Below are 8,550 nucleotides of genomic sequence, written 5' to 3'. Positions count from 1 at the left end.
GAGGGCGCGGCCCCCGCTGGCGCCCCCGCTGGCGCCTCCGCGGCCGCCGTCTCTGACCCCGCCCCCGCCGGCGCCATCGAAGACGAGCTCGCCGACTTCATCGCCCGGGCGCGCGAGCGCGTGGCCGCGGCGCTCGGCGACAACCTGGCGATCGTGGAGGCCGACGGCCCTCAGGTCGAGGGGCGCTAGGCATGCCGCGCAACCACGTCGGCGCCAACATCGACCGCAGCGAGTTCTACGGCGTCCTCCAGCGCATGGTCGACGCGCTGTTCCAGGACCTCGAAGGCGAGGACGCCACGGTGCGCCGCCTCGACGTGGTGCTCGCCGCCGAGACCTACGACCTGCCGGACGAGCTCATGCGCCTCGTGGGCCTGCTCCCGCCGGGAGACTACACGCGCCTGCGCCTGTGCGACCAGCTGAACTCCGCCACCACGGGTCACGCCTGGGGCCAGGTGTACGGCACGGTGAGCTAGCAGCTGGCGGGGAGGCGGGGCGCCTTCCCGCCGCCCCCCGCTCGCCCCTCCAGCCTTCCTCCGAAAACATTTCTGTAGTTTTCAGCTTGGTAAAAACACAAAACGTTCGCTTGCGCGAAGGCTGGTGCGCGGGTACTATATATACGCGGTTTGAGAGCAGCAAAACACAATATATTGTGGTTTGCTGAGGTGAAAAAGCTGTGGAAAGCATGTTGAAGGAACAAGCGAAACCACAGGTCGGAATGAAGAAACGCAAGGGTGTCTGGATAATGTGCGCTGCACGGTTCTGGCACCCTATTTTGTGGCCGCTCGCGGCGGTGCTTGCGCAAACGCATGCGGCAACGCTTACGGCGAACGCTTGCGCAAACGCACGCGGCAACGCTTGCGGCAGCGCACGCAGCAACGCTTGCGGCACGCGATGACTCGGCGAAGGACGAAAGGAAGAGCACGCATGGTAAAGACCATCATCAAGCGCGACGGACGCACGGCAGAGTTCCACCAGGAGAAGATCGCCGAGGCGGTGGAGAAGGCGTTCCGCGCATGCGCTGCCATGCAGGACCGCGCCGTGGCTGACGAGATCGCCGAGAAGGTCGTCGCCAAGCTCGACGCGGGCGCCATCGAGGGCACGCCCACGGTCGAGGGCGTGCAGGACCTCGTGGAGGAGACGCTCATCGAGTCGGGCTTCGTCCAGACCGCCAAGGCCTACATCCTGTACCGCGCCGAGCGCAACCGCGTGCGCGACGTGAACTCCCGCCTCATCCAGACGCTCAAGGACATCACCTTCTCGAAGGCCTCTGACTCCGACATGAAGCGCGAGAACGCCAACATCGACGCCGACACGGCCATGGGCACCATGCTCAAGTACGGCAGCGAGTCGGCCAAGCAGTTCTACGAGATGTGCGTGATCGACCCGCGCTACGCCAAGGCGCACCGCGAGGGCGACATCCACATCCACGACATGGACTTCTACACGCTCACCACCACGTGCTGCCAGATCGAGCTGACGAAGCTCTTCAAGGGCGGCTTCTCCACGGGCCACGGCGTGCTGCGCGAGCCGAACGACATCTCCAGCTACGCGGCGCTGGCCTGCATCGCCATCCAGTCCAACCAGAACGACCAGCACGGCGGCCAGAGCGTGTGCGACTTCGACTACGGCCTGGCCGTGGGCGTGCGCAAGACGTTCCGCCGCCTGTTCAAGAAGCACGTCGCCGAGGGCATCGACCTGCTGACCGACGTCGAGGACGACCGCGCGTTCGCGGAGGCCATGCTCGCGCGCGTCGAGGAGGCCACGGGCGTCGTGGCCAGCCTCGACATGGACCCGGAGTTCCGCGCCGGCGTCATGGGCGAGCTCGAGGCCGCGGGCGTGAGCGCCGAGGTGGCCGAGAAGGTCATCGCCTACGCCCTGAAGAACGCCACGCGCGACACCGACCGCCAGACCTTCCAGGCCATGGAGGCGCTCGTGCACAACCTGAACACCATGCACTCCCGCGCTGGCGCGCAGACGCCGTTCAGCTCGGTGAACTACGGCATGGACACCAGCCCCGAGGGCCGCATGGTCATCCGCAACATGCTGCTCGCCACCGAGGAGGGCCTCGGCTCCGGCGAGACGCCCATCTTCCCCGTGCAGATCTTCCGCGTGAAGGAGGGCGTGAACTACAACCCCGAGGACCCGAACTACGACCTGTTCAAGCTGGCCATGCACTGCTCGGCGAAGCGCCTGTTCCCCAACTTCAGCTTCCTCGACGCGCCGTTCAACGCGCAGTACTACAAGGGCACGCCCGAGACGGAGATCGCCTACATGGGCTGCCGCACGCGCGTCATGGGCAACGTGTTCGACCCCGAGCGCGAGGTCACGCCCGGCCGCGGCAACCTGAGCTTCACGTCGATCAACCTGCCGCGCCTGGCCATCCGCGCCAAGGGGGACCTCGACCTGTTCTTCGACCTGCTCGACTCCAAGCTCAGCCTGGTCACCGGGCAGCTTGACGAGCGCTTCGAGATCCAGGCGCGCAAGCATGTGTACAACGCGCCGTTTTTGATGGGGCAGGGCGTGTGGATCGACTCCGAGAAGCTCAAGCCCACCGACACGCAGCGCGAGGTTCTGAAGCACGGCACGCTGACCACGGGCTTCATCGGCCTGGCCGAGTGCCTGGTGGCGCTCACCGGCAAGCACCACGGCGAGTCGGCCGAGGCGCAGCGCCTGGGCTTGGAGATCATCGGGCACATGCGCTCCTACTGCGACCGCATCTCGCGCGAGCGCGGCATGAACTACACGCTCATCGCCACGCCGGCCGAGGGCCTGTCCGGCCGCTTCGTGCGCATCGACCGCGAGCGCTACGGCGTGATCCCCGGCGTGACCGACCGCGACTACTACACCAACGGCTTCCACGTGCCGGTGTACTACGACATCAACGCGTTTGACAAGATCGCCATCGAGGCGCCCTACCACGCGCTCACCAACGGCGGGCACATCAGCTACATCGAGCTCGACGGCGACCCGACCGAGAACCTCGAGGCGTTCGAGAGCGTCATCCGCTACATGAAGGACTGCGGCATGGGCTACGGCAGCGTGAACCACCCGGTCGACCGCGACCCGGTGTGCGGCTACAACGGCATCATCGAGGACGTGTGCCCCAAGTGCGGCCGCACCGAGGACGAGCACAACCAGCCCTTCGAGCGCATCCGCCGCATCACGGGCTACCTGGTGGGCACGCTCGACCGCTTCAACGACGCCAAGCGCGCCGAAGAGCACGACCGCGTGAAGCACGCCATCCCCACGCAGCGGTAGCATGGACATCAACCTTTACGGCGCGGTCCCGGACTCCATCGTGGATGGGCCGGGGCTGCGCTATGCCGTGTTCGTGCAGGGCTGCTCGCACGCCTGCCCGGGATGCCACAACCCCGAGAGCCAGCCGCGCGAGGGCGGCACGCTCACCACCACCGACGCGGTGCTGGCCGACATCCGCGCGAACGGCCTGGTGCACGACGTGACGCTGTCGGGCGGGGAGCCGTTCGAGCAGGCGGCGGCCTGCGCGCACCTGGCGCGCCAGCTGAAGGGGGAGGGCTACGGCGTCTGGGCGTACACCGGCTACCTCTACGAGGACCTGGTGCGCCTCGCCGAGCATGAAGCCGCCGTGCGCGAGCTCTTGGACAACGTCGACGTGCTGGTGGACGGCCCCTTCGTGCAGGCGCGCAAGTCGCTCTCCCTCAAGTGGTGCGGCTCGTCCAACCAGCGCCTGATCGACGTCGCGGCCACGCGCGCCGCGGGCCGGGTGGTCACGTGGGAGCCTCCGAGCTTCGTCCCCCAGAAGCCCCCCTCGTGGTAGCGGAGGTGACCAGTCATCATGGAGCTTAACCCCGAGGAGCAGACTGAGGGCCTGCACGACTTCATACAGGGCATCGTGGGAGTGGAGTGGCTGAGCACGCTGATCACGGTGGTGCTGGCGGCGGTGTTCACGGCCGTGCTCGCGCATGTGGTCACGAAGTTCCTGCGGCACCTGCTGAGCCACGACAGCTCGCCTCTGCCCTCGTCGAGCATCTTCATCAACATCGCGCGCGTGGTGGTCTGGTGCGTCGGCGCGAGCGTGGTGCTGTCGAGCTGCTTCAACGTGGACGTGAGCGCGGCCGTGACGGCGCTCGGCATCGGCGGCATCGCCATCTCGCTCGGCTTCCAAGACACGCTGGCGAACCTGATCGGCGGCCTGCAGGTGAGCATCACCGGGCTCGTGGAGCCGGGCGACCACATCGACGTGGGCGGCCAGCGCGGCATCGTGCGCGACGTCACGTGGCGGCACACCACCATCGAGAACGCCGTGGGCGAGCGCATCGTGGTGCCGAACTCGGTCATCAACAAGACGGCGCTCGTGAAGCTGCGCCCCGTGTCGGTGATCGTCATCCCCGTGGTGGTGACGGCGGCCGGCGAGAGCCTCGAGCGCATCGCCTCTGACATGGAGCAGGCGGCCGGCGCCGCCGTGGCGCAGGTGTGCGAGGTGGAGAAGCCCGCCCGCACCGTATTCACGGAGGTGACCGACTACGGCTACCGGGGGACCCTCACCCTCACTATAGCCGACTCCGCCCAGGCCGTCTTCGCCAAGGACGCCGCCCTGCGAGCCATCGCCCCCTTCGTGCACGCAAGCTAAGAGTATTTCTCCTCAAATTTCTATAAATGTAGATCGTTCATTACGAAAAAACGCTCGATTATGCTTGCTTTGTTTTTGGCGGCGCCCTATATTGAAAGCAGAGACAGCAGGAGATTGCTGTCGACGCGTTTGATGGGGAGTCGAGTGCGCCTGGCACGTCGGCGCAGAAAACGGAGCACGAAAATGGAGAACACACGGAAGGCCAAGGGATTCTTGGCGCTGGGGCTGGCGGCGCTGCTCGTAGCCTGCGCGCTCGCGTTGTGCGCGGCCCTGCCGCAGAGCGCCTGGGCGGCAGGCGAGACGGCTACGGCCACAACCGGAAGGACGATCACGAAAGACACCACGCAAGAGGAGTTGAATACGTGGGCGGGTGAAGGCGCAATCGAGATCACGAAGGCCGATGATGTCACCACGGTCAAGCTTTTGAAGAACTTCAATTTCCCTAACGGAAAGCAGCCGATTACATTCGGTGACGTGTTGGCGGCCCCGGATGACGTGATGGTGCTGGACCTGAACGGCCGTACCATCAGCTCAACTACGATAGCCGTCCAGTCTGGCTGCAACCTGACCATCAGGGACTCAGCCGGCAGAGGCAAGATCTTCATGGACACAAGCTCCAATGACAAAGCTGCGTTTGGGGCTGTCATCAACCAGAGGAAGCTCACCATCGAGAGCGGCACTTTTGAGGCGCAGATACACGAAAGCAATTCGACAACTGGCGTGATCGGCTCCGCCGTGGCGGGGGTGGAAACCGTCATAAACGGAGGCACGTTCGAGAGCAACTGCAGCGCCATCAGCGTTACGAGTGGGACTACCACGGTGAACGGGGGCGTGTTCAACGCAGGTACCTATGGTGTCGTCTCGAGGCATATGGCTGTAGTCGAGTTTCCTGCTAGCTCGCAGGCTGCCGTAACGTCTAAGAAAGTTCCTATCGTGGCAGGAAAGCGGTATACCAGCGACACGACTGCTGGCCAGGTGCATGTAGCCGGCGGATATTTCGAAGGGACGAACACTGCTGCCCTCGTCGGAAAGCTCGGCGATGTTACGGCGACGGAATTGGTGAAAATTACCGGAGGTACCTTCGCCGACAGCCCGGTGGGCTACGTCGAGGCCAGCATCCCCGTCGTGCAGAAAGCTGCGTTATATAAAGTGGGAGCTGGCGCGACGGCTTTCGTGGAAGGCGCGGTAGCCGGAGACGCCCTGACGTTCTACCAGCATGCTGCGGACATTACCGTCGCGGAAGGCGTGCAGATCACCAACAGCACGGGCGCTGCCATCACGGTCAACGGCAAGGCCGTGGAGAACGGAGGCCAGGTGACGGCGACGCACCGCGCCGTCAAGACGGACGAGAAGAAGGCAACCTGCACGGAGGCGGGCAACATCGCCTACTGGCATTGCTCGATCTGCGGTAAGTATTACAGCGACGAAGCCTGCACGCAGGAGGTAACGCTGGAAGGCACCGTAGTTCCCGCCGCAGGCCACAAGACCGAGGGTGGCAAGTGGGGCTCTGACTGGGCTTCTCATTGGGCTCTCTGCGACGTCTGCGACGTGAAGGTGGGCGAGGCTGAGCCTCACAAGTTCGTCGAGGGCGCGTGCTCCGTGTGTGCCGCCGTCGACCCGACCTACGTGCCCGTGTCCGTCGAGGGCGAGGGTGACGTTGACGCCACTGAGGAGACTGCCGCCGCAGAGGTTGCCGCGAGCACTGCGAGCTCCGTGGTCGAGGCTGCGATAGGCGACATCGGGAAGCCTGCCGCGGAGGCTGAGCTCGTCAAGGAGGGCGTCGTGAGCGCGGAGACCTACGAGGCCGTTCAGCAGGCGGTCCAGGCCGGCCAGACCATCGACGTGGTCGTCGAGGCCACGCCCGTCCTGCCCGAGGATGTTTCCGCAGGCGACAAGGACAAGGTCGCAGCCGTCGTCACTGAGGGCGGCGAGATAGCCCAGTACCTCGACCTGTCCGTCATCCTGAAGGCCGGGAACAAGGAGATCGGCGTCATCAACAAGCTGGACGAGCCCGTCAAGTTCACGGTCGCCATCCCGGCCGACCTCGTGAAGGACGGCCGCACGTTCTACGTGGTCCGCGTCCACGACGGCAAGGCGGAGAGGCTTGCCACAACCGTCAAGGACGGCTTCGCCACCTTCGAGACCGACCTCTTCTCCACCTATGCGCTCGCCTACGAGGACGTTGCGCCTGGCGGGCAGCCCGTCGTGCCTGGCGGCCAGCCCGCAGGCCCTGACGCCGGCGGTCAGCCCGCCGGCCCTACGACCGACCAGCCTGCGACCGACCAGCCCGCTGACGCGAAGAAGCCTGCCGCCATGGCGCTCGCCAAGACGGGCGACCCCGTGTCCGTGGCTGCCCTCGCGGCCTTCGCCGTGGCGCTTGCCGCCGCCGCCGTGTGCGTCGTCGCCGCTTTTCGCAGGCGCAGCACGCGGTAACCTGAGGTAGCGCCGCCGCCCTAAGAGGCGCAGCGCAACCCCGCGCAACCGGCCTAAGAGGCGCAGCGCAACCCCGCGTGGCTGCCTCAAGCGGCAGCGCAGCTGGCCCGCAAAGCCGCCAGCGCACGAGAAACAGCACGTCAGATCAGAGCCGCCGCCCGCAGCCGGGCAGCGGCTCTCCTGTTTTTCGCTTCCCAAACTTTACATTTCTTACGCCAGCCTTTACCTGGGCTTTCCTTTTGCCTGACCTTTTTTTGATCGCGCCCCCCGATCATGGTGCTTGCAGGTTTCAGATCGCGTGCCTTGGCGCGCGATGCGGCAGCGGGCATGGGGCTCGGCGCCGCACGAAGATGAAAGGGAAAGAACGTGAAGAAACGTATTTTGGGAATCGCGCTCGTCGCCGCGCTGGCGCTCGGCGCATTCGCCATCACGGGCTGCAGCTCCGACAGCGGAAGCTCCAGCTCCAGCGACAGCTCGGCCTCGTCCGCCAGCGGCAGCGCCGCGTCGGGCGAGATCTCGGTGTACTCGCGCGAGGACGGCTCTGGCACGCGCGGCGCGTTCATCGAGCTGTTCGGCATCGAGCAGAAGGACGCTTCGGGCACCAAGGTTGACATGACCACCCCCTCCGCCGCCATCACCAACTCCACCTCCGTCATGATGACGTCGGTTGCCGGTGACCCGAACGGCATCGGCTACATCTCGCTCGGCTCGCTGAACGACACCGTGAAGGCGCTCAAGATCGACGGCGCCGAGGCGTCGGCCGCCAACGTGAAGAGCGGCGAGTACAAGATCGCCCGTCCCTTCAACGTGGTGACGAAGTCCGAGCTCTCCGCCGTGGCGCAGGACTTCATGACGTTCATCATGAGCGCTGACGGCCAGAAGGTCGTCGAGGACGCGGGCTACATCGCCGTGGCCGACGGCGCGGCGGCCTACACCGCCAGCGGCATCTCCGGCAAGGTCGTCGTGGCCGGCTCCTCTTCCGTGACCCCGGTCATGGAGAAGCTCGCCGAGGCTTACAAGGCGGTCAACCCTGACGTGACCGTCGAGGTGCAGCAGTCCGACTCCACCACCGGCGTGAACATGGCGACCGAGGGCACCTGCGACATCGGCATGGCGTCCCGTGAGCTCAAGGACTCCGAGACCGCCAAGGGCGTCGTGGCCACGGTCATCGCCCAGGACGGCATCGCCGTGGTGGTCTCCCCTGACTCCACCATCGACGAGCTCACCTCCGAGCAGGTCATGAAGATCTACACCGGCGAGATCACCGACTGGTCCGAGATCGCCTAGCAACAGCTCTCCCCTGTGAGTGGGGGCAGGCCGATTCCCGGCGGCCTGCCCCTGAGTCTTGCTCTTGCCCGCCCCTCTCCATCTCTGCCAGGGCTTCGCGTCTAGGCACCCTGGCGGGGCGGGCCTCCGGAAGCAGCGAGGGCGCGCGGGACATCCCCCGCCCTCTGTCGTTTCTTCGCCCTGCGCCCCTGCCGGGGCAGGCTCTCGAACCAAAGGGCCTC

Annotated in this window: 7 protein-coding genes; all 7 read left to right on the top strand. The window is 65.8% G+C overall.

Translation table 11 applies throughout. From position 1 onward, the window contains the following. A partial coding sequence (locus HRL41_RS01485) for a hypothetical protein (protein ID WP_216662452.1) occupies nt 1-189 on the top strand: 189 nt, incomplete at its 5' end. 2 nt (nt 190-191) lie between these two features. Further along, nucleotides 192-473, top strand: coding sequence for a hypothetical protein (locus tag HRL41_RS01480; protein ID WP_172135198.1), 282 nt, complete (start codon nt 192-194; stop codon nt 471-473). A 451-nt stretch (nt 474-924) separates the two neighbouring features. Next, nucleotides 925-3,258, top strand: a complete 2,334-nt coding sequence (locus tag HRL41_RS01475; protein WP_172135197.1) for an anaerobic ribonucleoside triphosphate reductase — start codon at nt 925-927, stop codon at nt 3,256-3,258. A gap of 1 nt (nt 3,259) precedes the next feature. Next, a complete protein-coding gene (gene nrdG / locus HRL41_RS01470) occupies nt 3,260-3,796 on the top strand; it encodes an anaerobic ribonucleoside-triphosphate reductase activating protein (RefSeq protein ID WP_172135196.1) in 537 nt (178 codons plus the stop codon). An 18-nt stretch (nt 3,797-3,814) separates the two neighbouring features. Continuing rightward, the gene (locus HRL41_RS01465; protein WP_172135195.1) at nt 3,815-4,609 is read left to right on the top strand and encodes a mechanosensitive ion channel family protein; all 795 of its coding nucleotides are present in this window, start codon (nt 3,815-3,817) and stop codon (nt 4,607-4,609) included. A 183-nt stretch (nt 4,610-4,792) separates the two neighbouring features. After that, nucleotides 4,793-7,042, top strand: a complete 2,250-nt coding sequence (locus tag HRL41_RS01460) for a hypothetical protein (protein WP_172135194.1) — start codon at nt 4,793-4,795, stop codon at nt 7,040-7,042. A gap of 366 nt (nt 7,043-7,408) precedes the next feature. Continuing rightward, entirely contained in the window at nt 7,409-8,329 is a 921-nt protein-coding gene (locus HRL41_RS01455; protein WP_172135193.1) for a substrate-binding domain-containing protein, read from the top strand. The last annotated feature ends 221 nt before the right edge of the window (nt 8,330-8,550 follow it).

The sequence above is a fragment of the Adlercreutzia sp. ZJ473 genome, assembly GCF_013185065.1.
In the GTDB taxonomy this organism is placed as follows: domain Bacteria; phylum Actinomycetota; class Coriobacteriia; order Coriobacteriales; family Eggerthellaceae; genus CAAEEV01.
Note: the sequence above shows the minus strand (reverse complement) of the source record. Positions and strands in the feature narration are given on the sequence as shown.

Excerpts from the sequence above, each read along its gene's own strand:
- HRL41_RS01480 (WP_172135198.1), top strand. The coding sequence starts at position 192 with ATGCCGCGCAACCACGTCGGCGCCAACATCGACCGCAGCGAGTTCTAC.
- nrdG (WP_172135196.1), top strand. The coding sequence starts at position 3,260 with ATGGACATCAACCTTTACGGCGCGGTCCCGGACTCCATCGTGGATGGG.
- HRL41_RS01475 (WP_172135197.1), top strand. The coding sequence starts at position 925 with ATGGTAAAGACCATCATCAAGCGCGACGGACGCACGGCAGAGTTCCAC.
- HRL41_RS01465 (WP_172135195.1), top strand. The coding sequence starts at position 3,815 with ATGGAGCTTAACCCCGAGGAGCAGACTGAGGGCCTGCACGACTTCATA.
- HRL41_RS01460 (WP_172135194.1), top strand. The coding sequence starts at position 4,793 with ATGGAGAACACACGGAAGGCCAAGGGATTCTTGGCGCTGGGGCTGGCG.